Annotated in this window: 28 protein-coding genes; 17 read left to right on the forward strand and 11 right to left on the reverse strand. The window is 41.6% G+C overall.

Going from position 1 to position 26,144, the window contains the following annotated elements; all coding sequences use genetic code 11:
- Positions 1-31: 31 nt before the first annotated feature.
- The 3 genes from PQ461_RS07005 to PQ461_RS07015 form a co-directional block, all read right to left on the reverse strand.
- Positions 32-586 carry an RNA polymerase sigma factor gene (locus tag PQ461_RS07005; RefSeq protein WP_274302721.1) on the reverse strand — a complete coding sequence of 185 codons (555 nt, stop codon included), beginning with the start codon at positions 584-586 and terminating at the stop codon, positions 32-34.
- An 11-nt stretch (positions 587-597) separates the two neighbouring features.
- Entirely contained in the window at positions 598-1,578 is a 981-nt protein-coding gene (locus tag PQ461_RS07010) for a transketolase family protein (RefSeq protein ID WP_274302722.1), read from the reverse strand.
- A 130-nt stretch (positions 1,579-1,708) separates the two neighbouring features.
- Entirely contained in the window at positions 1,709-2,554 is an 846-nt protein-coding gene (locus tag PQ461_RS07015; protein WP_274302723.1) for a transketolase, read from the reverse strand.
- Between the two features lie 114 nt (positions 2,555-2,668).
- Between PQ461_RS07015 and PQ461_RS07020 the strand changes: the two genes are divergently transcribed.
- Complete coding sequence (locus tag PQ461_RS07020) at positions 2,669-3,082, forward strand: EamA family transporter (RefSeq protein WP_274302724.1); 414 nt, start codon at positions 2,669-2,671, stop codon at positions 3,080-3,082.
- On the opposite strand, the gene bcp is transcribed toward PQ461_RS07020, so the two are convergent.
- The 4 genes from bcp to PQ461_RS07040 all read right to left on the reverse strand — a co-directional run bounded on the left by bcp (position 3,083) and on the right by PQ461_RS07040 (position 6,505).
- Positions 3,083-3,547, reverse strand: coding sequence for a thioredoxin-dependent thiol peroxidase (bcp, locus tag PQ461_RS07025; protein WP_274302725.1), 465 nt, complete (start codon positions 3,545-3,547; stop codon positions 3,083-3,085).
- Entirely contained in the window at positions 3,547-5,265 is a 1,719-nt protein-coding gene (locus PQ461_RS07030) for a M23 family metallopeptidase (protein ID WP_274302726.1), read from the reverse strand. The genes bcp and PQ461_RS07030 overlap by 1 nt, the downstream gene beginning before the upstream one ends.
- A gap of 2 nt (positions 5,266-5,267) precedes the next feature.
- A complete protein-coding gene (locus PQ461_RS07035; protein ID WP_274302727.1) occupies positions 5,268-5,879 on the reverse strand; it encodes a fumarylacetoacetate hydrolase family protein in 612 nt (203 codons plus the stop codon).
- A 122-nt stretch (positions 5,880-6,001) separates the two neighbouring features.
- Entirely contained in the window at positions 6,002-6,505 is a 504-nt protein-coding gene (locus tag PQ461_RS07040; RefSeq protein WP_274302728.1) for a T9SS type A sorting domain-containing protein, read from the reverse strand.
- A gap of 202 nt (positions 6,506-6,707) precedes the next feature.
- On the opposite strand from PQ461_RS07040, the gene PQ461_RS07045 reads away from it, so the two are divergent.
- On the forward strand, positions 6,708-8,657 hold the full coding sequence (locus PQ461_RS07045; protein WP_274302729.1) for a KUP/HAK/KT family potassium transporter: 1,950 nt from the start codon (positions 6,708-6,710) through the stop codon (positions 8,655-8,657).
- A 58-nt stretch (positions 8,658-8,715) separates the two neighbouring features.
- Here the strand turns inward: PQ461_RS07045 and PQ461_RS07050 are convergent, their stop codons facing one another.
- Positions 8,716-9,204 carry a VOC family protein gene (locus PQ461_RS07050; RefSeq protein WP_274302730.1) on the reverse strand — a complete coding sequence of 163 codons (489 nt, stop codon included), beginning with the start codon at positions 9,202-9,204 and terminating at the stop codon, positions 8,716-8,718.
- 135 nt (positions 9,205-9,339) lie between these two features.
- On the opposite strand from PQ461_RS07050, the gene PQ461_RS07055 reads away from it, so the two are divergent.
- The 7 genes from PQ461_RS07055 (at position 9,340) to PQ461_RS07085 (ending at position 17,718) form a co-directional block, all read left to right on the forward strand.
- Positions 9,340-12,057 carry a TonB-dependent receptor gene (locus PQ461_RS07055; protein ID WP_274302731.1) on the forward strand — a complete coding sequence of 906 codons (2,718 nt, stop codon included), beginning with the start codon at positions 9,340-9,342 and terminating at the stop codon, positions 12,055-12,057.
- A 50-nt stretch (positions 12,058-12,107) separates the two neighbouring features.
- On the forward strand, positions 12,108-12,704 hold the full coding sequence (yihA, locus tag PQ461_RS07060; RefSeq protein ID WP_274302732.1) for a ribosome biogenesis GTP-binding protein YihA/YsxC: 597 nt from the start codon (positions 12,108-12,110) through the stop codon (positions 12,702-12,704).
- Between the two features lie 55 nt (positions 12,705-12,759).
- Positions 12,760-13,614 carry a UbiA-like polyprenyltransferase gene (locus tag PQ461_RS07065; RefSeq protein ID WP_274302733.1) on the forward strand — a complete coding sequence of 285 codons (855 nt, stop codon included), beginning with the start codon at positions 12,760-12,762 and terminating at the stop codon, positions 13,612-13,614.
- Complete coding sequence (locus PQ461_RS07070) at positions 13,602-14,201, forward strand: Crp/Fnr family transcriptional regulator (protein ID WP_274302735.1); 600 nt, start codon at positions 13,602-13,604, stop codon at positions 14,199-14,201. Before PQ461_RS07065 ends, PQ461_RS07070 begins: the two co-directional genes overlap by 13 nt.
- An 80-nt stretch (positions 14,202-14,281) precedes the next feature.
- Positions 14,282-15,214, forward strand: coding sequence for an NAD-dependent epimerase/dehydratase family protein (locus tag PQ461_RS07075; RefSeq protein WP_274302737.1), 933 nt, complete (start codon positions 14,282-14,284; stop codon positions 15,212-15,214).
- Positions 15,215-15,305: 91 nt separating this feature from the next.
- Positions 15,306-17,006, forward strand: coding sequence for a M3 family oligoendopeptidase (locus PQ461_RS07080; RefSeq protein WP_274302738.1), 1,701 nt, complete (start codon positions 15,306-15,308; stop codon positions 17,004-17,006).
- Between the two features lie 55 nt (positions 17,007-17,061).
- Positions 17,062-17,718, forward strand: coding sequence for a hypothetical protein (locus PQ461_RS07085; protein ID WP_274302739.1), 657 nt, complete (start codon positions 17,062-17,064; stop codon positions 17,716-17,718).
- On the opposite strand, the gene PQ461_RS07090 is transcribed toward PQ461_RS07085, so the two are convergent.
- On the reverse strand, positions 17,715-18,374 hold the full coding sequence (locus PQ461_RS07090) for a phosphatase PAP2 family protein (RefSeq protein WP_274302740.1): 660 nt from the start codon (positions 18,372-18,374) through the stop codon (positions 17,715-17,717). The two genes, PQ461_RS07085 and PQ461_RS07090, sit on opposite strands and share 4 nt — an antisense overlap.
- Before the next feature lie 80 nt (positions 18,375-18,454).
- On the opposite strand from PQ461_RS07090, the gene PQ461_RS07095 reads away from it, so the two are divergent.
- Positions 18,455-20,158: an amino acid permease gene (locus tag PQ461_RS07095; RefSeq protein ID WP_274302741.1), complete on the forward strand. Its 1,704-nt coding sequence runs from the start codon at positions 18,455-18,457 to the stop codon at positions 20,156-20,158.
- A gap of 63 nt (positions 20,159-20,221) precedes the next feature.
- Here PQ461_RS07095 and PQ461_RS07100 read toward each other — a convergent pair whose 3' ends face one another.
- Together PQ461_RS07100 and PQ461_RS07105 are read right to left on the reverse strand one after the other, a co-directional pair.
- Complete coding sequence (locus tag PQ461_RS07100; RefSeq protein WP_274302743.1) at positions 20,222-20,359, reverse strand: hypothetical protein; 138 nt, start codon at positions 20,357-20,359, stop codon at positions 20,222-20,224.
- A gap of 10 nt (positions 20,360-20,369) precedes the next feature.
- On the reverse strand, positions 20,370-20,750 hold the full coding sequence (locus tag PQ461_RS07105) for a hypothetical protein (RefSeq protein ID WP_274302745.1): 381 nt from the start codon (positions 20,748-20,750) through the stop codon (positions 20,370-20,372).
- Positions 20,751-20,878: 128 nt separating this feature from the next.
- Between PQ461_RS07105 and ubiE the strand changes: the two genes are divergently transcribed.
- The 7 genes from ubiE (at position 20,879) to PQ461_RS07140 (ending at position 26,136) form a co-directional block, all read left to right on the forward strand.
- Complete coding sequence (ubiE, locus tag PQ461_RS07110) at positions 20,879-21,610, forward strand: bifunctional demethylmenaquinone methyltransferase/2-methoxy-6-polyprenyl-1,4-benzoquinol methylase UbiE (RefSeq protein ID WP_274302748.1); 732 nt, start codon at positions 20,879-20,881, stop codon at positions 21,608-21,610.
- The gene (porT, locus tag PQ461_RS07115) at positions 21,607-22,347 is read left to right on the forward strand and encodes a type IX secretion/gliding motility protein PorT/SprT (RefSeq protein WP_274302750.1); all 741 of its coding nucleotides are present in this window, start codon (positions 21,607-21,609) and stop codon (positions 22,345-22,347) included. The genes ubiE and porT overlap by 4 nt, the downstream gene beginning before the upstream one ends.
- A gap of 95 nt (positions 22,348-22,442) precedes the next feature.
- Positions 22,443-23,201, forward strand: coding sequence for an SDR family NAD(P)-dependent oxidoreductase (locus PQ461_RS07120; protein ID WP_274302752.1), 759 nt, complete (start codon positions 22,443-22,445; stop codon positions 23,199-23,201).
- Positions 23,202-23,259: 58 nt separating this feature from the next.
- Positions 23,260-23,709 (forward strand): GatB/YqeY domain-containing protein, encoded by a 450-nt coding sequence (locus tag PQ461_RS07125; protein WP_274302753.1) that lies wholly within the window; start codon positions 23,260-23,262, stop codon positions 23,707-23,709.
- Positions 23,710-23,825: 116 nt separating this feature from the next.
- Positions 23,826-24,593: an alpha/beta fold hydrolase gene (locus PQ461_RS07130; protein ID WP_274302754.1), complete on the forward strand. Its 768-nt coding sequence runs from the start codon at positions 23,826-23,828 to the stop codon at positions 24,591-24,593.
- A gap of 1 nt (position 24,594) precedes the next feature.
- Entirely contained in the window at positions 24,595-25,254 is a 660-nt protein-coding gene (locus PQ461_RS07135) for a CBS domain-containing protein (protein WP_274302755.1), read from the forward strand.
- A gap of 3 nt (positions 25,255-25,257) precedes the next feature.
- Positions 25,258-26,136, forward strand: a complete 879-nt coding sequence (locus PQ461_RS07140; RefSeq protein WP_274302757.1) for an NAD kinase — start codon at positions 25,258-25,260, stop codon at positions 26,134-26,136.
- The last annotated feature ends 8 nt before the right edge of the window (positions 26,137-26,144 follow it).

Consider the following 26,144-nt stretch of genomic DNA (forward strand, 5'->3'; position numbering starts at 1 on the left):
CCTGTCCAAAGGTTTAAAGATAAATTTAAAATTAATCTTTAGATAGTAAAAAGCTCTCTATCTTCTTTACCGCAAGGTGAAACGAAGCTTTTAAAGCGCCTACGCTTGTGCCTAAAACTTCAGACATTTCTTCATATTTCATATCATCAAAATACTTCATGTTGAAAACCAGTCTTTGTTTTTCGGGCAGTGTAAGCAATGCCTGCTGCAATTTCATCTGTGCTTTATCGCCGTTAAAGTAAGTTGAATCGGCTAATGATTCAGCCAGTTCATAAGATACTTCGTCAAGCGGTATGTTGTTCTTTTGTTTTTTCTTATTAAGAAAAGTGATGCACTCGTTAGTTGCTATACGATACATCCAGGTGTATAACTGTGCATCGTTCCTGAAACCTAAAAGGTTTTTCCAGACTTTAACAAACACGTCCTGTACAATGTCGTCGGCATCGTCATGATCAATAACCATGCGGCGTACATGCCAGTAAATCTTTTGCTGATATTTTTTCAGCAAAAGATTAAAGGCTTCATTCCGTGTGCGTTCTTCCCGGAATTTACTTAATATTTCAGCGTCTTCGACCTGTACAGCCATTTATTAAATTTTTATACAAAAGCTTCTTTATACAAAGTTTTTTTTCTTTCAATAGCGCGTTTAGCTGCAGACACAATATGCGCTGCATCTAAACCATATTTTGCCATCAATTGTTCTGGCGTACCGCTTTCGCCAAAGCTGTCATTCACTGCAACATACTCCTGCGGCGCAGGTACGTTGGTTGCCAGCAATTGCGCAACGCTGTCGCCAAGGCCGCCCAGGCGGTTATGCTCTTCGGCGGTTACTACGCAACCTGTTTTAGCTACCGATGCCAGCACGGCTTCGTTATCTAACGGTTTAATCGTATGGATGTTTACAATTTCTGCATTGATACCTTCATCTGCCAGTATTTCACCAGCTTTAATTGCTTCCCAAACCAAGTGGCCGGTTGCAAATATACTCACATCAGTACCCTCATTAACCATCCATGCTTTACCGATCTCGAATTTCTGGTCGGCATCTGTAAAGATAGGCATTACAGGGCGGCCAAACCGAAGGTAAACCGGGCCATGATATTCTGCAATAGCAATGGTTGCGGCTTTGGTCTGGTTATAATCGCATGGGTTAATCACCGTCATGCCGGGCAGCATTTTCATTAAGCCAATGTCTTCTAATATCTGGTGAGTGGCACCGTCTTCGCCTAAAGTTAAACCGGCGTGTGATGCGCAGATCTTAACGTTTTTATCTGAGTAGGCTATCGACTGGCGGATCTGATCATAAACACGGCCGGTTGAAAAGTTGGCAAAAGTTCCGGTGAACGGAATTTTACCACCGATGGTTAAGCCCGCAGCCATACCCATCATGTTAGCCTCAGCAATGCCTGTCTGAAAAAAGCGTTCAGGAAAAGCATTGATAAAATCCTGCATTTTAAGTGAGCCGATCAGGTCGGCGCATAAAGCAACTACCTGGTCATTGCGTTTACCGGCTTCTAATAAGCCAGCGCCAAAGCCAGAACGTGTATCTTTTTTATCTGTGTAAGTGTATTTTTTCATTATATCAGCCTCACCCCAACCCCTCTCCGGAAGAGAGGGGCTCGGGCATAATGTTAATAATTGTATTGTTTAAAAAGATAATTTAGTAGCGGTCAACTCGCACCTCACAACTCGTAACTCACACCTCAAACTAATAGTCGCCTAAAGTTTCTTCCAGTTGAGCTAAAGCCTGTTCAAGCTGCGCGTCGTTTGGTGCAACGCCATGCCATTTATGGCTGCCCATCATAAAGTCTACGCCATAGCCCATTTCGGTATGCAGTAGAATTACTACAGGCTTGCCCTTGCCGGTGCGTTGTTTTGCTTCTGCCAGGGTGGTAAGCAATGCTTCCATATCATTACCCTTGCTTTCTAAAACGTCCCAACCAAATGCTTCCCATTTTGCATGCAGGTTACCTAAAGAAAGTACCTGGTTTGTTGAGCCATCTATCTGCTGGCCGTTAACGTCAACTGCGGCAATCAGGTTATCAACTTTATTATGCGGTGCAAACATGGCAGCTTCCCATATCTGGCCCTCTTGCAGTTCGCCGTCGCCATGCAGTGTATAAACAATACGGTCGTCGCCGTTTAATTTCTTAGCTAAAGCAGCGCCAATGGCCACTGATAAACCCTGACCCAATGAGCCAGATGCTATGCGTATGCCCGGTAAACCTTCGTGGGTAGTTGGGTGGCCCTGTAACCTTGAATCAAGTTTACGGAAGGTTTTAAGCTCTGATTTGTCAAAGTATCCCGAATGTGATAACACACTGTAAAATACTGGTGAAATGTGGCCGTTTGATAAGAAGAAAAGGTCTTCTCCTTTGCCGTCCATTGAAAAATCAGGATTGTGCTTCATTACAGAAAAGTATAAAGCAACAAGGTAATCTGTACAACCCAGAGAACCGCCCGGGTGCCCTGACTGGCAGCCGTGTACCATACGGACAATATCGCGCCTAACCTGCGATGCTATCCGCTTTAACTCATTGATATCGTTTGTCATTAAAGTAATTAGGATTGAATAATACAGCTAAAATAAATATTATAACCGAATGCCCTAATGTTTCATCAATAATTAGGGCAAATAGAACTATGTTAGCATAAAAAAACAGGAATTATGTGGTGGATATATGCACTGCTGTCGGCACTGTTTGCCGCTTTAACAGCCATTTTTGCAAAGCTTGGAATCAAGAATGTTAACTCAGATCTGGCCACTGCCATACGCACAGCAGTGATACTGGTGATTGCATGGGGAATAGCCATTGTGAGGGGAGAGGCTGCTGGTATAGGTCAGCTGAATAAAACTAACTGGCTTTTCCTGGTACTTTCGGGTTGTGCAACGGGCCTTTCGTGGATATTTTATTTTAAGGCTTTGCAAATGGGAAAGGTATCACAGGTAGCGCCTGTAGATAAGCTGAGCGTTGCCTTAGCCATTATATTATCGGTTGTGTTTTTGAAAGAACAACTGACATGGAAAACAGCAGTGGGCGCATCATTGATTATTACAGGCACTATTGTGCTGATCTTTTAATTATTTCTTTAAAAGATCAAGCACCTGCTGAGATGAATTTTTGGTGTCAACCTTGCCAATGATGTGCGAGATCACGCCATCGCCGTCAATGATAAAAGTTGAACGGTTAACACCCATATATTTTTTACCGTACATGTTTTTCTCAACCCAAACGCCATATGCTTCAACAATAGCATGGTCAGTATCGGCAATCAGGGTAAAAGGTAAGCTGTATTTGGTCTCAAATTTTTTGTGCGATTTTTCATCGTCAACGCTTACGCCAATTACCTCGTAGCCTTCTCCTGTTAAATACTGATAGTTATCTCTGAAACTGCATGCTTCGGCTGTACAGCCGGGGGTGTCATCTTTCGGGTAAAAATAAAGGATGACGGTTTTACCTTTAAAATCTGATAAAGAAACGTTGTTTCCGTTTTGATCTTTGGCGGTAAAGTCTGGTGCTTTGGTGCCTTCGGTTAGTGTTGTCATTATCTGTAAAATTCTGCGTTGTAAACAGCCTGGTTGTTTTTATTGTCGGTAACGGTAAGTTCAATCGTATGCTTGCCCGCACCAACCTGATCATCAAAGAAGTAATTAAGTATTTTTGTTTTATAATCCCATTGCATCAGTACAAACTTGCCATCAATTTTACCGATGTATGATTGTATGCCCGATAAATTATCGCTCATGCGGAATGAGATTGCTCTTTTGCCAGCCATGCTGCCACCTTTTATAAGATTTATAGCTCGGATTACCGGCGCTACGGTATCTATCCTTACGTAAAATTCGCCAAAGCCGGATGCATGGCCTTTTACATAACCATCTTCGTAAGTGCCGCCCTGTGCGCCGTTCGTAGTACTGAAGATCACGGCCTTATCGGCAAGTCGGCCAATGGTACTATCTGGTTTAATCCAAACCTCAAAGCTATCGTGTATCGGTGTTAACCGGTTATGCAGGCGATAGGTAGCCGAGTAAGCGCCTGTATGGCGTGGTAATGTGGCAAATGTAAAATCCAGATCATCATAAAGATTACCCTGGGGGATAACTACCTTAATGTTGCCGTTTACGAAGGTATTGGTTTGGTCATACTTAAAGCGTGTACTGCCAGCAGGCGGCGTATAGGTCTTTTCTTCCGGTCCTGCCTTTATTTTTACTGATAAAGTACTTGTATTACCGGCTACATCTTTAAGTACATATTGCAGGTCGTGCACTTCATCGTCATTTAGTTTAATGATGCCACGATTGATCGATTGCGGATACAGCGTAATTTTAGCGCCGGGTAAAACAAAGCATTTCTGAATGAAACGCCTGGAGATTTGATATGCCGGATAGTCGATATAAGCATTGATGGCATGTGTCTGGTCAAAAGCAAAACGCTCAACGGCATAAGTGTAAACGGTAGTACCATCTAACTTTAACTCGAGCGAGTAAATGCCATTATGATTCGCAGATGCGCTGTTACGGTCGTCACAGCTGATACCGAAACCGGCTTCGTGACCTACAGTAATTACCTGCGGGTTGGTTAAATGGTAATTACCATTGGCTCCTGCAACTCCAAAGTCAGACCGGGGCGTATGCTCGCTGAATGGTTCACCGTTCAAATGATAAACGGCCATTCCCCATATGGCAGGTGGGATATGGTCTGGTATCGTCAGCCCGAATAATTGCGGATTTACAGTTTCTTCTGTATTGGAATCGCGTAGCTCAAAATGCAAATGCGGCCCGGCTGATCCACCTGTGTTGCCAGATAATGCAATTACCTGACCGGTGGCTACAGGCAGCTGGAATGGTCCAAGATTAAAATCAACAATATCTTTTTGATGCTCTAACTGGTAAGCTTTTACTACGCGTTCAATCTCGGGCGAAAACCTTTGCAAGTGCCCATAAACAGAAGTAAAGCCATTGGGGTGCGTAATGTAAACAGCATTACCAAAGCCACCGAATTGTACACGCAACCTGGATACATAACCCATGTAAGTAGCATGTACCGGGTAGCCTTCACGCTGATTGGTGCGGAAGTCTAAACCGGAGTGGAAGTGGTTTGGCCTCAGTTCGCCGAATGACCCAGCTGTACTTGGCGGCAGGTCAAGCGAGTAGCGGAAAATGTCTTTAGGATATTGTTTAACCTGTATTGGTTGATCTTGTGCCTTACTGCCAAAAACGCACAGTACGGACATCAGCAAAGCACATAAGGTAGATTTGATCATGCTTATTTCACGTAAAAATCAAGTAACTGCTCATCTTCCAGAAATCCCTCAAGGTGGTCGCCAATGTTAACTTTGGCCACACCTTCTGGTGTTCCGGTGTAAATAAGGTCGCCTTTTTTTAACGTGATATATTGAGATACGAATGCAATAATGCGCTCAAAAGAAAACAACAGATCCTTGGTATTGCCAATTTGACGCGCTTCACCGTTTACATTCAATCTGAAGTTAAGATTGTATAAGTCCTGAAATTTAGATTTAGGTACAAAGTTGCTTACAGGGGCAGAGCCGTCAAATGCTTTGGCCAGTTCCCAGGGCAAGCCCTTCTCTTTGTGTTTTGACTGGATATCGCGTGCAGTAAAATCTATGCCTAAAGCAACTTCATCATAATAAGCGGCAGCAAATTTCTCATCAATGTGTTTGCCTTCTTTGCTGATCTTTAATACAAGCTCAATCTCATGGTGTACATCCTGCGAAAACTCAGGCAGGTAAAAAGGTTTATTGTCTTTAAGCAGTGCGGTATCGGGTTTCATAAAAATCACCGGCACTGTAGGTACAGGGTTGTTCAGTTCTTTAGCGTGTTCCGCATAATTGCGGCCTATAGCAATAATCTTCATGGTCAGCGTTTGCGATCTAAAATCCCAAAACTAACATTATAGATGCTAAGATGTTGGCGGCAATTAAAATTTTATAAAAACAGATACACTTGAGTAATAAAAGCCGGGGCGGCGCAGTTATATTAAAGTACGGAAATACGCTTAATAATAGACTCGGTACCAACGGTCACCCTTACAAAGTAAAAGCCGCTGCTTAGCTGCTTATTAAGGTTGTAAGAAAATGTCCGGTCGCCCTGTTCCATATGCTGCGATAACAGGGTAAGCACACTATTACCTAATACATCCATTATACGGATGGTAACGGTAGAGTTACGTGAGATGGTGTATTTCAGATTGATCTGATCAGTAATAGGGTTGGGGAATATCTGTACGTTACTTAACAGCTTATTATCTTCAGGTTTAGCCATACCCGCTTTTGCTGATGACGGGTTGATAATAGTTTTTAACGAAGGGAAGCTGAAGTGAAAACCTTTAAGATATGATTGCTTGGTAGCCGGTTTGTTTTTGATACGGATGTAAGCTGTATCATTAGCAAATGTTTTATCTGCGGAAAAGGCAAAATTAATCGATATCGCTATTGCGAGTGTCAATGTCCATAAAAAATGATAAGTAAATTTTTGCCTCATGATTAAAATTCACATTACAAAACTATGAATAAACAGGCTTAATTCGTTATCAATAATTCACTTTTAGTAATTATTTTAACATAATTTAACAAAATTAAACTTATAGTGTTGCAATTACACAATGTTAAGTGTTTACGTAAGATAAGATAATTATGTTATAAACAAACATTTAAATACTTTTGTATTTTCTTTATATAAAAAAGTGACACATCACAAAGATTTACAAAGGCTAACCGCCGCTGGTGTTCTTATCAGTCTGGGTATAATTTACGGTGACATCGGAACTTCCCCGTTATACGTTTTCAAAGCAATAGTAGGTAAACAAAACATTTCTGAGTTACTGGTACTTGGCGGTGTATCGCTTATTTTCTGGACACTAACCCTACAAACCACTATAAAATACGTTGTTATTACGCTTAAAGCGGATAACAAGGGCGAAGGGGGGATATTCTCGCTTTTTTCGCTGGTAAGAAGAAAGGCAAAATGGTTAATTGTGCCTGCAGTGTTGGGCGGTTGCGCCCTGCTTGCTGATGGTATTATTACACCGCCTATTACCATATCATCCGCAATAGAAGGCTTGCGTACTTATTACCCAACCTTACCAACGGTTACTATCGTAATTGTTATTATAGCGGTGTTATTCTTTATACAGCAGTTTGGTACATCGCTGGTGGGCAAGGCATTCGGGCCTATCATGTTTTTATGGTTTACCATGATGGGTGTTTTAGGTGTTACCTACATTGTGCAAGAGCCGTGGATCATAAAGGCGCTTAGCCCTCACTATGCGGTTATGCTGCTTAGTTCTATACCGCTTTCAGAATCGTTTATCATACTTGGTGCAGTATTCTTATGTACCACAGGTGCCGAGGCATTATATTCAGACCTTGGGCATTGCGGCCGTGCAAACATCCGCGTAAGCTGGGTATATGTTAAGCTTTGCCTTGTACTTAACTACCTGGGGCAGGCTGTGTGGCTTTTACAACGTAACGGTCAGCAGCTTGATCTTAATATTCAGAACCCGTTTTACCAGATCATGCCGTCGTGGTTTTTGATCTACGGTATCAGTATTGCAACCATCGCAGCTATTATTGCCAGTCAGGCTTTAATTTCGGGTTCATTTACGTTAATAGCCGAGGCTGTACGCCTTAACCTTTGGCCAAAAGTTAAGATCAATTATCCGTCTGAGCAAAAGGGGCAATTATACGTGCCAAGTGTGAACTGGCTGCTGGCAGCAGGTTGTATCGGTGTGGTATTGTTATTCCGTGCATCAGACAGGATGGAAGCTGCCTACGGTTTAAGTATTACCGTAGCCATGCTGATGACCACTATTCTGGTATCCAAGTTTTTGCGCAGAAGGAAATATCCCACTTATGTTATAGCCATATTCCTGGTGGTATACCTTTCCATAGAAGGTACCTTCCTTTTTGGTAACCTGGTTAAATTTATACATGGCGGCTGGTTTACATTATCTGTAGGCCTGGTGCTGTTTATTGTAATGTGGAGCTGGCACACCGCCCGTAAAATCCGTAACCGATATGTTAAATTTGTTGAGATAGAAGATTATTTCGGCATTATCAAAGAACTTAGCGATGATGCAAGTGTCCCTAAATATGCTTCGCAATTGGTATACCTTACCAGCGCTAATTTCAACTCAGAGGTTGAATCGAAAATCATTTATTCCATACTGCAAAAGCAGCCTAAGCGCGCAGATGTTTATTGGCTGGTACACGTGGATGTAATGGACGAGCCTTATACCAGGGAATACGAAGTAGATTTCTTAGTGCCCAACAAACTGATCCGTATTGATTTTAAATTAGGTTTCAGGGTGGAGCAGCAAATCAACCTGCTTTTCCGTAAAGTGGTTGAGGACTTGGTGAAAAGGGGAGAAGTGGATATCACCAGTAAATATGACTCGTTGAACAAGCATAAAATAGTTGGCGACTTCCGTTTTGTGGTAATTGAAAAAGTGGTATCGCGGTCGCATTACCTTTCCTTTTACGAAAAAGGTATTATGGCACTATACCAATACCTTAAAAAGATCAGCTTATCTGAAGAACGTAACTTCGGGTTGGATCTTAGTTTTGTTACTATCGAGAAAGTGCCTTTAATGCTGGCAGACCCCGAAACGGTACAAATACACCGTATAAAGTAGTTCTCTGACTTATAAAAAACTAATTGCCGCAGATACAATCTGCGGCTTTTTATTATTATTAAGCCAGTTCTGCCATAAGGCTTTGAAAGTTTAATTGCCGGGTGTACATGGTAAGGTTGCCATGCTCATCAGTAGGCCATTGCTCACGCGGGCGATCCCAATAAAGCTCAACCCCGTTTTCGTCCGGGTCATTTAAATAGATGGCTTCAGATACACCATGATCTGAGGCACCTGTAAGCGGGTAACCTGCATCCATTAGTCTTTTAACAATTGCCGCAAGATCCTTACGTTCGGGATACAAAATAGCTGTATGATATAAGCCCGGTGCACGCTCAGGTGCAGGAGCAGAATTTTTGCTATGCCAGGTATTTAGCCCAATATGATGATGATAACCACCTGCTGAAATAAATGCAGCGGCATCGCCATAAGTAACCATCAGTTCAAAGCCTAATAAACCACAGTAAAAGTCAAGTGATTTTTGCAGGTTGCTAACTTTTAAATGTACATGGCCTATGCGTGTTTGAGCTGGAATTTGATAATCTGCCATAATATATGTTTAAACATTCAAATTTAGTGTTTTAGAAATAGTCGCTTAATTTTCTATTGTAATATTTATATCAAATAATAATTATAGGCGTTTAATTATACATATTTGACGCGGGCAACTGCCTTTCACAATTTAATGAATAAATACTTTCTTCTCGGGATATTACTAATAGCTTTTACAATTGCTAAGGGGCAAAACAAGGCTTCAATAAAAGGCAGAATTATTGATTCGCTTAACCGTACACCTGTAGAATTTGCAACGGTGGCCGCGCTTGAACAACGCGACACCACTTCTAAACTTATTTCTTACACCTTGAGCGACAAGAACGGCGCTTTTACCTTACATAATCTTCCGGAAAATAAGCCAGTTAAACTGCTGATCTCATACGTGGCTTACGAGGCGTATCGTAAGATATTTACTTTTAAAAACGCAGAGGTTAAAGATCTGGGTGATATAGAAATGATTGCCAAGCAACTGAAAGAAGTTGTTATTAAAGGCGAACGATTACCGGTTACTACAAGGAAAGATACCATTGTTTTTGATGCCGAAGCTTTTAAAACCAGGCCAAACGCCGTGGTTGAAGACTTGCTTAAAAAGCTGCCGGGAGTAGAGGTTGACCAGGACGGGAAAATTACCGTGATGGCTAAGGCTGTAAGTAAGGTGCTGGTTGACGGGCACCGATTTTTTCCGAGTGATATACGCATGGCTACCAAAAATATTGATGCGGACATGATCTCAAAAGTTGAAGTTTATGACGACCGCGAAGACGATCCGGATCATTTGATCCCGCAGTCGCAAGTGAACAAGGTGATCAACCTTAGATTTAAGAAGCTACTGAAGAAAAGTATTTTTGGTAAGGCCTATGCCGGTGCAGGTACCGGCGACCATTACCAGGGTGGGGGGCTGCTAAATATGTTCAGGGATACCTTGCAGGTAAGTTTGCTGGGCTATTCAAATAATCTGAATAATACCGGGTTTGATTATAGCGACTTGTATGCCCAGGGTGGTTTAAACCGCGGAGGTTCCCAAACATTTGGGCAGGGCGGTTTTTTTGGAGGCGGATCTGGCAAACAAACAGCAACGGCAGCGGGTGTAAACATTAATACCGACTATGGCAAAAAGCTGCAGATCAATTTTGCCTATTTATTAAGGCATGTTAAAACAAGCAATTATACGGTTAACAACAGGCAGCAGCTATTAGGTGACACAACGGCTGTAACCCAATCAATAAACAACGGTAGTAACGTTTTAAACAGTCACGCTTTTAGCAGTACATTCAGGTTGAAGCCCAGCGATGCAACGCTGATCACTTATTACCCTTCTGTAAATATTACTCAAAATTCAGGAATTAACAGTAACACCAGTAATAGCTACAGCAACTTTATTAATCCTATAAACAATGCAGTAAGCGGCAGCAACACTTCTGGAAATTCTTTTCAATTCCAGCATAGTTTCAACTATAATCATCAATTTAATAATAAAGGTGAATCCATTGATATAGATCATACTTTAAACTTAAGCCCTAATCGTAATGATAGTTATAGTATAGACGACCTTACATCCTACGTAGCAACCTTACCATCCTATTCATTACATCGCTTAGCACAATCAAAATCCCAAAGCACAAACGCTAATGTAAACCTGCGCTACCGATATCCTGTTATAAAAAAACTGATACTCCAGGTTGATGCGTCTACCGAGTACAGTAAGGAACTAAACAGGTTGCTTAATTTTAATTATAACCCGGTAACCGGTAACTATGATAGTCTATTAGTTGACCAAAGCAGCGACCTTACCCGTAAAAGATGGACCAATGTTGTTTCGCCGGGCATCACTTATGAGTTTGCCAAAAATGTGAGGATTGACGCGCATTTGGATCTTCAATCACAATTAATAAACAATGCTTTTGGACGCAATAGCGCCGATGTTGACCGCCATTACTTCTTCCTCTTACCAAGGATCAACCTTAATATTAATAATTTCTACGTTGCTTATTCTAAGTCGGCGCAGTTACCTAATATTGGCGATATGGTCCCTTATTCGGTGGTGTTTAGTCCGGTTTATTCAGTAACCGGAAATCCTGACCTGAAAGCGACGACACAAAACTACTTTAGCCTCGGCTATAATAAATACAATTTCGAATCTGGGATAAGTTATTCAGGTAACGCAAGGTTCTCATACGAACAAAATGGTGTTTTCAGGCAACGTACTGTAGATGCCGACCTGGTTGAAACAAGCACACCTATTAATAAAAGCGGCAGATACACATATGGTGCAAACTTTTATGTGAGTAAGCGTTTCAAAAAGAAAGCTGATTTGCAAGTTTCGGCCACTACTAATGCAGGCTTTAATTCAAGCCACAATTTCTTTGTGCTGAACCGTCAAAACGGTTACCAGGATAACTTTAACTTTAATATTTCGGAAAGTTTGATCATCAATTATAAGGATGTTGTGCAAATAGAACCCCGGTATACGGTTAGCGAAATTTACACTAAGTATACTGGTGTAGATTATCCAAGCCAAAATTACATCTCACATTATGGCAGTGCACATTTTAATTTCACCTTTCCATACAAATTAAATTTGGATGGAGATTATGCTTATAAGTATAACCCAATGGTTGCCCCGGGTTTTCAGAAAAATTCAAATCTTTTAAACCTAAGCCTTGCCAGGCAGTTGTTGAAGAAAGACCGGGGCGAGATCAGGCTATCCTGTTATGATATCTTCAATCAAAATATCAGTACAAGCCGGTCAATCAATGAAAACGTAATTACCGATACGCAGGCACAAATTATTAAAAGGTATTTCATGCTTACTTTACAGTACAAGTTTAACAAGTCGGTTACCAAGTAAGCATAACTGCAAAATGTGTGCATTTGTGCCACATTACGTATCTTTGCCGCATGGTTATAAAATCGGCAGAGTTTGTTTGCAGCAACACCCAGATATCAAAATTACCACCACCGGTAAAGCCGGAGTATGCGTTTATCGGGCGCTCTAACGTAGGCAAATCATCGCTGATTAATATGCTTACAGCAAAAAAGGGCCTCGCTAAAACATCTCAAACACCGGGTAAAACCCAACTGATCAACCATTTTATAATTAATGATGATTGGTACCTGGTCGACTTGCCTGGCTATGGTTATGCGCGTATCTCTAAAAGCAAAAAGGAAGACTGGAATAAATTTATCCGCACTTATCTTGATAAGCGTGAGAGCCTGCAATGTGTATTGGTTTTGATTGACAGCCGCCTGGAGCCGCAGAAAATAGACCTTGAGTTTTGCAACTGGCTTGGCGAGAAAGGACTGCCATTTGTAATTATATTTACAAAGGCAGATAAACAATCATCATTAAAGACAGATCAAAACGTTGCGCTGTTCAAAAAAGCATTACTGGCCACTTTTGAGCAGATGCCTGATTATTTTGTTACGTCATCTGAAAATAAAACAGGCCGCGACGAGGTTTTAGATTTTATTGATGGTGTAAATAAGCAGTATTAATTATAAAAAACACACCCTTAACCCCTCTCAAGAGGGGAATGATAACTAATATAAAATGAAAAAATATTTCTCATTAGTAACTTTTTCACATACCATATTTGCTATGCCATTTGCCTTTATCGGCTTTTTTTTGGCAGTAAGCACTACGGCCAGCACGTTTCAATGGCAAAAATTAGTGCTGATGGTGCTTTGTATGGTTTTCGCACGCAATTCGGCTATGGCGTTTAACCGTTACCTTGACCGTGATATAGATGCTAAAAATCCCCGTACCAAAGTGCGCGATATACCGGCAGGCCGCATATCACCGGCAGCAGCATTAACCTTTACAATAGCTAATTGTGCCTTATTTCTGTTAGCAACATGGTTTATTAATCCGCTTTGTTTTTATCTTGCACCTGTAGCATTATTGGTGGTGTTAGGGTATAGCGCTACCAAACGCTTTACGGCACTGTGCCACATGGTACTTGGTTTAGGTTTGTCATTAGCGCCTATAGGAGCTTATTTAGTTGTTACAGGCCATTTCGATTTATTACCGATATTTTTCTCGTTATCTGTTTTGTGCTGGGTAAGCGGTTTCGATATTATTTACGCCTTACAGGATGAAGACTTTGACCGTGGGGAGAAGCTGCACTCTATCCCTGCATGGCTGGGTAAGGTAAACGCCTTGCGCTTGTCAAGTTTTTTACATGTGCTATCAGCAGCTTTTATTATAATGCCTGCTTTTTTTACGCATGTGGGTTTTCCATATTACTTAGGTATCGGCGTATTTTGCAGCATGCTGGTTTATCAGCATAGTTTGGTAAAACCTAATGACCTTACCCGTGTAAACTTTGCCTTTATGACTACAAACGGTATAGCAAGCGTGGTTTTTGCCGTGCTGTTTCTTATTGACCGTTTATGGATACGCTAAAAGCAACCGCCAGCTTCAGAAATCATATAAGTCAATTTGTTGAATACACCGACGAAGAGTGGGCATTGTTTTGCAGCTATCTTGAATTTGGCCAGCTGAAAAAGAAAGATCACTTTACCGAAAATGGTAAGGTTTGTAATCATATCGCCTTCATCAGTAAAGGTTCATTACGGTACTACCATATGATGGATGGCGAAGACATTACAGGTTACTTCAGCTTTGAAAACGAATTTGCCAGTTCATACAAAAGCTTCCTGACCAGGCAGCCTGCTGTTAACTATGTACAGGCACTTGAAGATACCGAGTTGGTTTTAATTAGTCATCATAACTGGCAGACCATGCTGGGGCACCCGGTTCTGGCTTATAAAACTGAACGTTTCGGGCGATTGTTCGCCGAGTATTATCTCATCTGTTATGAGGAACGTGTAACCGCATTTATTACGCAATCGCCGGAAGAGCGCTATCTGAAACTACTTGAAACAGGCCGCGAGATCTTACAACGTATCCCGCAGCATTACGTGGCCAACTTTTTAGGCATTACGCCGGTATCTCTGTCCCGTATCCGCAAGCGGATATTGCAGTCTTAAATACCTCATTTTCTTATCTTAAGTTAACGTTTTCTTGTTCGGTATGCATGTACGTTTGTATCATACAAAACAATAAAGCAATGCATACCATATTAGGAGCCGGCGGGCCAGTAGCCAATGCGCTTACCCGTCAATTAATAAACAAGAATGAAAATATCCGCTTAGCAAGCCGTCGCCCATCTACGTTTAAAGGCGATAACATCAGCTGGCAAAAAACAGATCTGCTTAATTATAACGAAGTACTTAATGCCGTTAAAGGTTCGGAAGTATTTTACCTTACCGCGGGTTTAGTTTACGATAAAGACGTATGGCGCCAGCAATGGCCGGTAATTATGCAGAACATGATTAATGCCGCAAAAGATACCGGCTCACGTTTCATCTTTTTCGATAATGTTTACATGTACGGCCTGGTAAATGGAGCCATGACAGAGAATACCCCTTACAAACCGGTAAGTGTAAAAGGGGAGATAAGGGCTAAGGTTGCTACTCAATTAATGGATGAAGTAGCAAAAGGTAATATTACTGCTACTATTTTACGAGGTGCCGATTTCTACGGTGCCGAAACGATGAACAGCTTTTTAGATAGCATGGTACTTTCAAAGTATGCAAAAGGAGAAAAGGCGCAGTGGATGGGCAACCCAAAGTGCCTGCATAACTTTAGTTACTTGCCCGATTGCGGTACAGCTATGCGCCTGCTTGGCGAAACGCCCGAAGCTGATAACCAGATATGGCATGTACCTACCGCAAAACCAATAACAGGAACCCAATTTTTAGAACTTGCTGCCAGTATTTATGGTGTCGCACCCAAATACATGCGTATCAACAAACTGATGCTGCAAACTATTGGCTTATTCAATAAACTTATTCGCGGTACAGTAGAAATGTATTATCAAACTGACCACGATTATATTTTTGATTCAACCAAGTTTGAGAACTATTTCAAGGTTAAGCCAACCAGTTATCGGGATGGGTTTATGGAACTTTCTAAAACCTTACATCAACCAAAGGCTTAAATATAAAGGATCATGTAATACTCATAATGTAGCTGTTGGATTTGCACATTAAATAATCATCTGCATATTTGCACATCTACACATTATAACCATGATTCATAAAAAAGCAAAACATTATATACCCGAAAATCTGGAAATCAAGTGGGAAAACCTTGAGCCTCTTTTTCAGGAACTGCGCGAGCGCCAGATCAACTCGGTTGAGGATTTAGAGCAATGGCTGCGCGACCGTAGCGAGATAGAAGCAGCACTGGAAGAAGATTTTGCATGGCGTTATATTAAAATGACCTGCGACACTGCTAACGAAGACCTGCTGAAAGATTTTCAATATTTTGCCACTGAGATTGAGCCGAAGATTGCACCTTACAGCAATGAGCTGAATAAAAAACTGGTAGAAAGCGAGTTTGTAGACCAGCTAAACGAGGAGAAGTATTTTGTATACCTGCGAAGCGTTAAAAAATCGCTGGAACTGTTCAGGGAGGAGAATATTCCGCTGCAAACCGAGATACAGGTGGAGCAGCAGAAATACCAGTCGATCACTGGTAGCATGTCGGTGGAAATTGATGGTAAAGAATTTACGCTTGAGCAGGCAGCCGCCATCTTAAAAAATATCGACCGCAGCAAACGTCAGGAAGCTTGGGAGAAAATTACCGGCCGCCGTTTGCAAAGTAAAGATGAACTGGACAGCCTGTTTGATCATCTGCGTAGCCTGCGCCACAAGGTAGCCTTAAACGCAGGTTTCGAAAATTTCCGTGATTATATGTTCCAGGCATTAGGCCGGTTCGATTATACACCGCAGGATTGTTATGCTTTTCATGAAGCTATTGAGCGCGAGGTGGTGCCCGTTTTGCGTGAGCAGGCAGAAAAACGTAAAGAGGCTTTAGCGTTAGATAGCCTTAAGCCCTGGGACATGGATGTGGACATTACCGGTCAGGCGCCTTTAAAACCGTTTCAGGATGGAAATGAGTTGATCGAGAAATCGATCCAGTGCTTTAGCAACATCAGCCGTTACCTGGGCGAACGCTTGGAGATCATGAAAGAAAACGGTCTTTTCGATGTAGAAAGCCGTAAGGGCAAAGCACCGGGCGGTTACAACTATCCCTTAGCCGAAACAGGTGCGCCATTTATTTTTATGAACTCGGCTAATACCTTCCGCGACCTTACCACTATGGTGCATGAGGGTGGCCACGCTGTACATACTTTCCTTACTGCCGATCTGGAACTGAACGACTTTAAACATTGCCCTTCTGAGGTTGCCGAGCTGGCTTCTATGTCGATGGAGCTGATCTCGATGGATAAATGGGATGTATATTTCAGCAATCCTGAAGAGTTAAAACGAGCCAAGCGCGACCAGTTGGTTGATGTGCTGAAAACCTTGCCGTGGGTTGCCGTGGTAGACCAGTTTCAGCACTGGATATACACCAATCCAGACCATACTGATGCACAACGCCGTGAAGCATGGGTACAGATATTCGAGCGTTTTGGTGCCAGCTTTGCCGATTGGAACGGTTTACAAGAAGCACAGGCCAACTTATGGCAAAAGCAGCTGCACATCTTTGAAGTTCCGTTTTACTATATCGAATATGGTATGGCACAATTAGGTGCTATTGCCGTATGGAAAAACTATAAAGAAAATCCTGAAAAAGGTTTGCAGCAATACCTGGATGCGCTGAAATTAGGTTATACTAAAACCATACGTGAGATCTATGAAACAGCGGGTATCAAGTTTGATTTTAGTGCAGATTACGTGCGTGATCTGGTTGCTTTTGTAAAAGCAGAACTGGAAAGTTTGTAATCGTTTACACATACTCTTTAAAACCTATTGGTGTTTTTGTAGTTATTTAATGATTATGAAAAAGACACTAATAGGTTTTATTATAACCATAGCAACAGCATTTACGGCACAGGCACAGGACTTGAAGCCGGTAAAGATCGATAGCCTTGTCACGGTTGGGCTGCCGCAGGAATTTCAGAAAAAAGATACGCTTGGCCAAAGCATTTATACCGGTAACGGTAGCTTTGGTTACATGATTGTGATTAAGGCGCCAAACCCGGTTAACCAAACCCTTAAAAAGGAAAAAGACCTTAATAAAGTATTTAAAGAATACATCAACAAGGTACAAGCCGATGCAGGTTACGGTAGTACGATACTAAACAGTAAAGACACTATAGTTAACAATATCGAAGTAAGAGATTTTACCTTGCGTACCGATAATGATCAAGGTATACAGCTACGTAAATTCAGGATATTGTATACCAAACCTGCTACTTACACCTTTCAGGTTACTTACCCTGAGCAGCGCCAGGAATTAGCGGCGAAAGAGGTTAAACAATATTTTGATTCTATTAAACTGGCCCCGGGATTTGACGGTACCGACCAATATACCATGTACGGTAAATTTACCGGTATGCACAAAGCCCTTAAAATGGCTATAGGTGCGGGCATACTGGTAGTTATTATTATCGTAATAATTGTAATACGCAAACGCAGGAAACCGGCTTATTAAACCTGTTTCAGCAGACCGCGTTTCCACTTATTCTGATGTAAAAATGGCTTGCCATCAATGATGGTGAGCCATATTACTGTTGCAACAGTTCCAATGATGCTTCCGGCTACTACATCCTCGAAAAAATGCTCGCTTAAATACATGCGCGAATAACCTACCGCCAGTGCCAATAACAGATAAATAAATCCCCACCTTTTCTGCCGAGCGGTATAAGCTAAAACTACTGCAACTGTAAATGCTTGAACGGTATGCCCCGACGGAAAGCTGTTGGTCATTAGCATTTTAACGCCCGGCACAAAGTAGATGTGCGATAAGTTATGCTCAAAGTACAATGATGGGCGAGGGGCTTTTACTATGCGCTTTACTACCTGTACCAATATGGTGGTTATACCAAAGCTGGTCACTAACAAAAATGCGGTACGATAGCTGTAAAGCAGGAGGATAATGGTCAGCACAATCATGATAAAGCCACTGCCCAGATCGGTGGCGTATATAAAAAGCTGGTTAGCCAGGTCGTTATGGTATGAATTGATGCTGTAATAAATTTGCTCGCGCGTGAAAAGCAGTTTGATAATCAAACAGCTGCTCAGGATAAGAAGATATGGAATAAAAAAGAGCCTTAAACGGTAAAGCACATCGGTTATACGCAAATTCATGGCGCAATTTAATACAAATGCAGGCTTATAGGTCAGAAAAAATGGTTATGTTTGACATTGCTTTAACGATTTTAAACTGAATGTCGAAAAACATATTTCGTAAAAAATCTCTCGACACTATCCTTAATGATGTAGCAAATGGCTACTCTGATGGCGAACACGGCTCAGGTGATTCAACGCTTAGCAAAGTTCTTAATGTAAAAGACCTTACCCTTATGGGTATAGCAGCTGTTGTAGGCGCAGGTATTTTTTCAACTATTGGCGAAGCCTCATTTAATGGTGGCCCTGGTGTTACCATACTTTTTGTGCTAACGGCCATTACCTGCGGGTTTTCGGCCATGTGTTATGCGGAGTTTGCATCGCGCATACCTGTTGCGGGCAGTGCCTACACTTATGCTTACGCTTCTTTTGGGGAACTGATTGCCTGGATCATTGGTTGGGACCTATTGATGGAGTACGCCATTGGTAACATTGCTGTCGCCATATCCTGGAGCGAATACTTTGTAAATTTATTAGAAGGCTTTCATATCCACATGCCTAAGTATCTAACTATGGATTACTTAACGGCATCGCGTGCGTATGATACCGTACAGTCGCTTACTGCCAAAGGCCAGCTTACTGATATTACAGAAAAGCTGAGGTCAGAAGCTGCGGCATGGGCAACTGCGCCCGCCATTGGCCATTTAAAACTGATTGCTAATATACCGGCTTTGGCCATCGTCATACTAATTACTTACCTGGTTTACGTAGGTATCCGCGAAACCAAGAAAGTGACCAACGCCATGGTATTACTTAAAATAGGGGTGGTAATAGCGGTTATTGTTTTAGGGTTCTTTTACGTAACGCCTGCCAACTGGCATCCATTTTTACCTAACGGTTTTGGCGGGGTAATGAAAGGCGTTTCGGGTGTGTTTTTTGCCTACATCGGCTTCGATGCAATCTCTACCACTGCCGAAGAATGCCAGAACGCGCAACGCGATTTGCCACGTGGCATGATATACTCGCTTATTATTTGTACTGTATTATATATACTTATTGCACTGGTATTAACCGGTATGGTAAGTTATAAAGACCTGCAAGTTGGCGACCCACTGGCTTTTGTTTTTGCAAAGGTTGGGTTAAAAAAGATAAGCTACGTTATCTCCATCAGTGCGGTGATAGCAACCGCAAGCGTATTGCTGATCTTCCAGTTAGGGCAACCACGTATATGGATGAGCATGAGCCGCGATGGATTATTGCCGAAAGCTTTTTCGCGCATCCACCCAAAGTTTAAAACCCCTTATTTTGCTACAATAGTTACCGGCTTTGTAGTGGCTGTTCCTGCTTTGTTCATGAATTTAACAGAGGTAACTGATTTAACCAGTATCGGCACTTTGTTTGCCTTCGTTTTAGTTTGCGGCGGCGTTTTATTGCTACCCAAAGAACAAACGGTGCGTGGCAAATTTCAGATACCCTACATTAATGCGCAATGGATTGCACCCGTAATATTTGTTATCGGCGTGGTGGTTTTCTGGAAACAACTAACCGGCTTATTCAGTGGTGAAAATGCGCACGAGCGATTCCCGTATGTTCTGTTTGTAATTCTGTCTGCGGCTTTAACAGTACTGGCCTTTGTTAAAAAGCTTTCTCTTATCCCGGTATTAGGATTATTAAGTTGCTTTTACCTGATGACAGAATTAGGCTATACTAACTGGCTACGTTTTCTGATATGGCTGGTCATTGGCTTAGTCATTTACTTTACCTACGGTTACAGGCATAGCAGGTTGGGGAAGGCAAGCCAATAGTCACTGGGCAACGGTCACTAATTCAGGAATCATTAAGCATAATTCATTTAAATTGTCTCAAAATTAATTGAGCATTACTTTGCCGCGATAATCTTTAAATTGCGAGTATATCTTATTGCCTAAAAGGCTCCAGTTCATCAATCCTTCAACGTGGTATTCATACTCACCAGGTTTGTCTGTAGCATTTATCTCAGCGGACAAAGGCTGCCAGTTATCCTCCCGCAGCTCCTGAAAGGGAAGAAAAAGCATTTACGGGAACTTTTTTGTCAGATCCTTTTAATTTAGCGTAAGCAATATTTAGATTGATGGTCGAGATCGGTGTCTTTTCAAGTTTCGGCGTTATATTTTTAACCGTGCCATTGTCTATTACGCTGTCAGGAAGGAAAGTAAAAAAGTCGGTCTGCCGCTTTTTATTAGAGTTAGATAAATTGCTTTCGTTAGTGTGGTTAATATAAGAGCATGAACCAAATACAAACAGTATCGCTGCAAAAACACCTAATTGTTGCCGCAGATAACCAGCCGCTTTAAAGCATACAAACATAAATGCTAAGAATAAGGCAAGATTTAAAACAGTCCAGAGTAAATATATCATGATAAATAAATAGGTAACTAAATGTAGTTATAAAATTCAAAAGCATAAAATTAAACACACTTTACCACTAATTTCAACGCTGCACATTTTCAAATTGGCATATTAAAATACCTATCTTTGCAATAGAAATGAGCAAAACCGTAACTCCTTATAACAGTCAGCAAACCAGTAAAAAAGAACAGGTGGCTGATATGTTCAATAATATTTCGCACACTTACGATTTCCTTAACCATTTTATGTCGTTAGGAATCGATATCATTTGGCGAAAAAAGGCGATCAACGAATTAAAGAAAGATAAACCAGCACATATACTTGACGTAGCAACAGGTACCGGCGATTTTGCGTTTGAGGCGTTAAAGATGCTGCAGCCGCAGAAGATAACCGGTGTTGATATATCAGAGGGGATGCTGGGCGTTGCCCGCCAGAAAATAGAGAAGCGCGGTTTGAGTGACCGTTTTTCTGTCCGCACAGGCGATTCCGAGAACCTGCCTTTTGATGATAATACTTTTGATGCAGTTACAGTAGCTTACGGAGTGAGGAATTTTGAAAACCTGGAAGCGGGGCTGGCCGATATGTTGCGGGTAATAAAGCCAGGCGCCAAAGCCGTTATACTTGAGTTTTCAAAACCCAAACGTTTTCCGGTAAAGCAGCTATACAATTTCTATTTTCATTATATAACACCAGGCATCGGGAAACTTTTTTCAAAAGATTCGAGGGCATATTCTTACCTGCCCGAGTCTGTGGCGGCCTTTCCTGATGGTAAAAATTTCACATCGCTGATGGATAAGGTGGGTTATAAAAATGCCAAAAGCCGCTCGTTAATGTTCGGAATCTGTTCAATATATACCGGCGTTAAATGATCAATAAGCGGTACATTTTAATTTTATTCTTTATAATTACTTGTACCGGCAAGTTGTTTGCGCAATACGTGCCGTCATGGGGTGGAGGCGCAGATCAGCAAGACTTTAGCTTTGGATTTACTTTTCAGTTTGTAAACGCAGATTTTAAAATTGTTAAAGACCAAAATTGGCGCAGGCCTTTTCGTGATACTGAATACCCTTATCACAATGTGACAGACTCGCTCAACTCGATGTCTTCCAAAAGTACGCCCGGGTTCGCCATTGGTTTCGTTTCCAGGTATAGTTTAAATGATCATATAGAAATTCGTTCTACCCCCTTACTATCTTTTACCGATAAAAGGATAAACTACGAATATCAAACTGACAAGTATAGCCAGGAGAAGCAGGTGCAGAATACATCAGTTGATATTCCGTTGTCGCTAAAACTAAAATCAGACCGTATTGCCGATTTTCGTTTATATTTAATAGGCGGCATAAAATATACCTTTAATATTAACAAGAAACCTAACCAAGCAGATATCGGTTATTTAGACAAGAAACTTCAGTTGGTGAGGAATTATGCTTCCTATGAAGCGGGGATAGGCTGCGATATTTATTTCGAGTACTTTAAACTATCACCAGAGCTTAAACTGGCAAACTCATTCGGGGATGTGCTGCTTCACGAAAACCATCCCTTCGCTGTGCCTATCAGTAAACTGTTTCTCCACACCATTATGTTCAGCCTTACTTTCGAATAAATATTATTTCCAAAGTTAGATTAACGTAATAACATCGGCAGTATTCAAACTTTCTATCTAAAAAAACATAATTTCGCTGCGTTAGTTACTCACGTATGGCTAAAATTGCATTAATTACAGGCGCTACCGCAGGGATCGGTGAGGCTTGTGCGCATTTATTTGCAGCACATCAATATAATTTAGTATTAACCGGCCGCAGGCACGACAGGTTGGAGCGCCTGGCCAGTCATTTAAATGATAAATATAATGTTGAAGTAGCGGTATCAGCCTTTGACGTACGTAACCGCGACAGTGTGATCAGCAACCTGGAAAGCTTGCCTGCACGTTGGAAAAACGTAGACGTATTAATTAACAATGCTGGCCTTAGCCAGGGTTTAGACCCGATACAGAACGGCAGCTATGATGATTGGGACACCATGATTGACACCAACATAAAAGGCCTGCTTTACGTAACAAAGGTAGTATCAAACTGGATGATCTATAACAAGCAGGGGCAAATTGTAAACATTGGTTCAATTGCCGGCAAAGAAGTTTATCCAAACGGTAATGTATACTGTGCAACCAAGCATGCCGTTGGTGCTTTAAGCGAGGGCATGCGTATCGACCTGTTAAGCCACGGCATCAGGGTTACGGCAGTACACCCGGGAGCGGTTGAAACCGAGTTTTCGGAAGTGCGTTTTAAGGGCGATAAAGACCGTGCAAAGAAAGTATATGAAGGTTTTGATGCACTGGCAGCTAATGATATTGCCGAAACCATTTGGTTTGTGGTATCGCGCCCGGCACATGTAAACATTAACGAAATTACGGTGATGCCAACAGCACAGGCGACGGCAACCAATATATTCAGAAGTTAAAGTTGAAGGCTGAAATAGCTTAAACTAAAGTCAATATTCACTAATTCACAATTTATAAATGTCATTATCAACCCAAATAAACGAGGATATTAAAAAGGCAATGCTGGCACGCGATGAAAAAAGTTTGCGTGGCCTTCGTGCTATTAAATCAGCTTTATTATTAGCAAAAACAGAAAAAGGTGCTTCAGAAGAAATAAGCGAAGAAACAGAAGTAAAGGTGTTGCAAAAGTTAGTAAAGCAGCGTAAAGAGTCTGCGGATATTTACAAAACGCAAAACCGCGATGACCTGTACCAAATTGAAATCGAAGAACAGCAAATAATTGAAAGCTATTTGCCAAAGCAAATGAGCCGCGGAGAAATTGAAACCTACTTAAAAGATGTAATTACCCGTACCGGCGCCACATCTGTTAAAGATATGGGCAAGGTAATGGGTACTGCCAATAAAGAGCTTGCCGGCAAGGCCGATGGCAAAACCATTTCTGAAGTTGTTAAACAATTACTGGCATAAATTAGTTGCTATATTTGTTGTAACTCAAATTCAAAAAAGTATCTTTATCGCAGATATACAATACTTTTGTACTGAATTGCAAAACAGTATAAATCATTAAATGCTAATAAACTGGTATGGACTACGTGTTAAAAGAAGAAAACGGTTTCCAATATGTTGATGAGGGCCAAGGCGAAACGCTGTTACTTCTGCATGGTTTAATGGGGGCTTTAAGCAACTGGGAGCATGTGATTGAAGAATTTAAATCACAATACCGGGTTATTATACCTATGCTGCCTATTTATGAATTGCCTTTAATAACAACCGGCGTAAAATCGTTGTCAAAATTTGTACATAAGTTTATTAAGTATAAAAATTTAACTAATATTACATTAATTGGTAACTCTTTAGGCGGCCATGTAGCACTGATCTACTGCCTGTCGCACCCCGAAAATATCAAAGCGTTAGTGCTTTCAGGTAGTTCGGGTTTGTATGAAAATGCCTTTGGCGGATCGTTTCCCCGCCGCGAGAGTTACGATTTTGTAAAGGAAAAGGTAGAGTATACCTTTTATGACCCGGCTACGGCAACCAAAGAGCTGGTTGACGAGGTTTTTGAAACAATTAATGACCGTAACCGTGTTATCCGTATTTTGGCTATGGCTAAATCAGCCATCAGGCATAATATGGCTAAAGATGTACATAAGATTAAAATACCGGTTGCTTTGATATGGGGTAAAAATGATAAGATTACGCCGCCCGAAGTAGCCGTGGAGTTTCATCAGTTGCTGCCTGATTCAACCCTTCAGTGGATTGATCATTGCGGGCATGCAGCTATGATGGAGCAGCCGCAAGAGTTTAATGCCCTGTTAAGGGAGTTTTTAGATAAAGTAACGTTAAAAGTATAATATGTTAGCTGCCGAGCTGGTTGCAGATGCCGTCCCTACCGTTAGTACTTCTGAACCCATTCAGAAGGCACTTGACCGTATGGCCGAATTTAAGGTGAGGCACCTCCCGGTTATGAAGGACGACCAGTACCTGGGCCTGCTTGCCGAAGAGGAAATTATACTACCCGACCATAATATTCTTATTTCGAAACTTAACCTGCCGCTTGTTCCCATTTTTGTGCTCGAAGATCAGCACATATATGACGTCATTACCCTTTTTTACCAGCGTCAAATTACGGTGGTTCCTGTTTTAAGTGCTACAAAAAGTTATCTGGGCCTCATTACTATCAATAGCATGAACAATTGGTTTGCGCAACTAACTTCAGTTACCGAACCCGGAGGCATTATTGTTTTGGAGATCACTAACAGAAATAACTCGCTGTCGCATATGGCGCAGATCGTTGAATCTGATAACGCTCAGATCCTTAGCTCTTATGTTCGTATGTTTGGCGATTCAACCCGTATGGAGATAACACTTAAAATAAACAAGCAGGACGTATCCGGCATATCAGCTGCTTTTTTAAGGTATGGATATGACGTTAAAGCAGTTTTTGGCCATAATGATAATAACGATGATACGATGGACCGTTATGATTCGCTGATGAACTACCTTAACTTATAAGTGATGAGAATTGCAGTTTACGGCAGGCCTTTCAACGAGTCGGTTTTTCCATTTGCCAGGCAGGTTTTCGAAGAACTACAAAAAAACAAGGTCGACATATACGTTCATCAAATACTGAACGATTTCCTTTCAGAGCAGCTTCCGGATTTTAGTTTTCCCACCTTTGATGAAAATCGTCCGCTTAAAGATTATATAGACGTTTTTTTAACGCTTGGCGGAGATGGTACCTTATTGGATACCGTTGCCATCATCCGCGATTCGGGTATCCCCGTGGTGGGTATCAATTTTGGCAGGCTGGGCTTTCTGGCCAGTATCAATAAAGATGATATTGAAGAAGCTGTTGCTGCAATAGCACAGGGAGAGTTTACGCTTGATAGCCGCTCGCTGATCAAGATCAGTTGTAACGAGCAAATATTCGGCGCTAATGATTTTGCACTAAACGATATCACCATCCATAAACGTGATGATGCAGCCATGATCACCATGCACGCCTATCTTGATGATGAGTACCTTAACTCTTATTGGGGCGATGGCATGATCATTTCGACATCAACAGGGTCTACAGCTTATTCTATGAGCTGTGGTGGGCCTATTATATTCCCGCAGTCAGATAGTATCGTAGTTACGCCGGTATCGCCGCATAATTTAAATGTGAGGCCGATTGTGTTACCAGATACCAGTGTACTTACTTTTGAAGTAGAGACACGCAGCGGGAATTACCTGGTGTCATGTGATTCGCGTACGGCAGTGGTAGATAAGACGATCAAGTTCTGCGTTTCAAAGGCCGATTTCAGGATCAACCTCATCAGGCTGCATAATGAAACCTACCTGAAAACGTTAAGAAGTAAACTAATGTGGGGTATTGATGCCCGTAACTATTAAACCGTTTA

Origin of the sequence: Mucilaginibacter sp. KACC 22063, assembly GCF_028736115.1 — a bacterium.
Taxonomy (GTDB): Bacteria; Bacteroidota; Bacteroidia; order Sphingobacteriales; family Sphingobacteriaceae; genus Mucilaginibacter.

Excerpts from the sequence above, each read along its gene's own strand:
- PQ461_RS07005 (WP_274302721.1), bottom strand. The coding sequence starts at position 586 with ATGGCTGTACAGGTCGAAGACGCTGAAATATTAAGTAAATTCCGGGAA.
- PQ461_RS07010 (WP_274302722.1), bottom strand. The coding sequence starts at position 1,578 with ATGAAAAAATACACTTACACAGATAAAAAAGATACACGTTCTGGCTTT.
- PQ461_RS07015 (WP_274302723.1), bottom strand. The coding sequence starts at position 2,554 with ATGACAAACGATATCAATGAGTTAAAGCGGATAGCATCGCAGGTTAGG.
- PQ461_RS07020 (WP_274302724.1), top strand. The coding sequence starts at position 2,669 with ATGTGGTGGATATATGCACTGCTGTCGGCACTGTTTGCCGCTTTAACA.
- bcp (WP_274302725.1), bottom strand. The coding sequence starts at position 3,547 with ATGACAACACTAACCGAAGGCACCAAAGCACCAGACTTTACCGCCAAA.
- PQ461_RS07030 (WP_274302726.1), bottom strand. The coding sequence starts at position 5,265 with ATGATCAAATCTACCTTATGTGCTTTGCTGATGTCCGTACTGTGCGTT.
- PQ461_RS07035 (WP_274302727.1), bottom strand. The coding sequence starts at position 5,879 with ATGAAGATTATTGCTATAGGCCGCAATTATGCGGAACACGCTAAAGAA.
- PQ461_RS07040 (WP_274302728.1), bottom strand. The coding sequence starts at position 6,505 with ATGAGGCAAAAATTTACTTATCATTTTTTATGGACATTGACACTCGCA.
- PQ461_RS07050 (WP_274302730.1), bottom strand. The coding sequence starts at position 9,204 with ATGGCAGATTATCAAATTCCAGCTCAAACACGCATAGGCCATGTACAT.
- PQ461_RS07055 (WP_274302731.1), top strand. The coding sequence starts at position 9,340 with ATGAATAAATACTTTCTTCTCGGGATATTACTAATAGCTTTTACAATT.
- yihA (WP_274302732.1), top strand. The coding sequence starts at position 12,108 with ATGGTTATAAAATCGGCAGAGTTTGTTTGCAGCAACACCCAGATATCA.
- PQ461_RS07065 (WP_274302733.1), top strand. The coding sequence starts at position 12,760 with ATGAAAAAATATTTCTCATTAGTAACTTTTTCACATACCATATTTGCT.
- PQ461_RS07070 (WP_274302735.1), top strand. The coding sequence starts at position 13,602 with ATGGATACGCTAAAAGCAACCGCCAGCTTCAGAAATCATATAAGTCAA.
- PQ461_RS07075 (WP_274302737.1), top strand. The coding sequence starts at position 14,282 with ATGCATACCATATTAGGAGCCGGCGGGCCAGTAGCCAATGCGCTTACC.
- PQ461_RS07080 (WP_274302738.1), top strand. The coding sequence starts at position 15,306 with ATGATTCATAAAAAAGCAAAACATTATATACCCGAAAATCTGGAAATC.
- PQ461_RS07085 (WP_274302739.1), top strand. The coding sequence starts at position 17,062 with ATGAAAAAGACACTAATAGGTTTTATTATAACCATAGCAACAGCATTT.
- PQ461_RS07090 (WP_274302740.1), bottom strand. The coding sequence starts at position 18,374 with ATGAATTTGCGTATAACCGATGTGCTTTACCGTTTAAGGCTCTTTTTT.
- PQ461_RS07095 (WP_274302741.1), top strand. The coding sequence starts at position 18,455 with ATGTCGAAAAACATATTTCGTAAAAAATCTCTCGACACTATCCTTAAT.
- PQ461_RS07105 (WP_274302745.1), bottom strand. The coding sequence starts at position 20,750 with ATGATATATTTACTCTGGACTGTTTTAAATCTTGCCTTATTCTTAGCA.
- ubiE (WP_274302748.1), top strand. The coding sequence starts at position 20,879 with ATGAGCAAAACCGTAACTCCTTATAACAGTCAGCAAACCAGTAAAAAA.
- porT (WP_274302750.1), top strand. The coding sequence starts at position 21,607 with ATGATCAATAAGCGGTACATTTTAATTTTATTCTTTATAATTACTTGT.
- PQ461_RS07120 (WP_274302752.1), top strand. The coding sequence starts at position 22,443 with ATGGCTAAAATTGCATTAATTACAGGCGCTACCGCAGGGATCGGTGAG.
- PQ461_RS07125 (WP_274302753.1), top strand. The coding sequence starts at position 23,260 with ATGTCATTATCAACCCAAATAAACGAGGATATTAAAAAGGCAATGCTG.
- PQ461_RS07130 (WP_274302754.1), top strand. The coding sequence starts at position 23,826 with ATGGACTACGTGTTAAAAGAAGAAAACGGTTTCCAATATGTTGATGAG.
- PQ461_RS07135 (WP_274302755.1), top strand. The coding sequence starts at position 24,595 with ATGTTAGCTGCCGAGCTGGTTGCAGATGCCGTCCCTACCGTTAGTACT.
- PQ461_RS07140 (WP_274302757.1), top strand. The coding sequence starts at position 25,258 with ATGAGAATTGCAGTTTACGGCAGGCCTTTCAACGAGTCGGTTTTTCCA.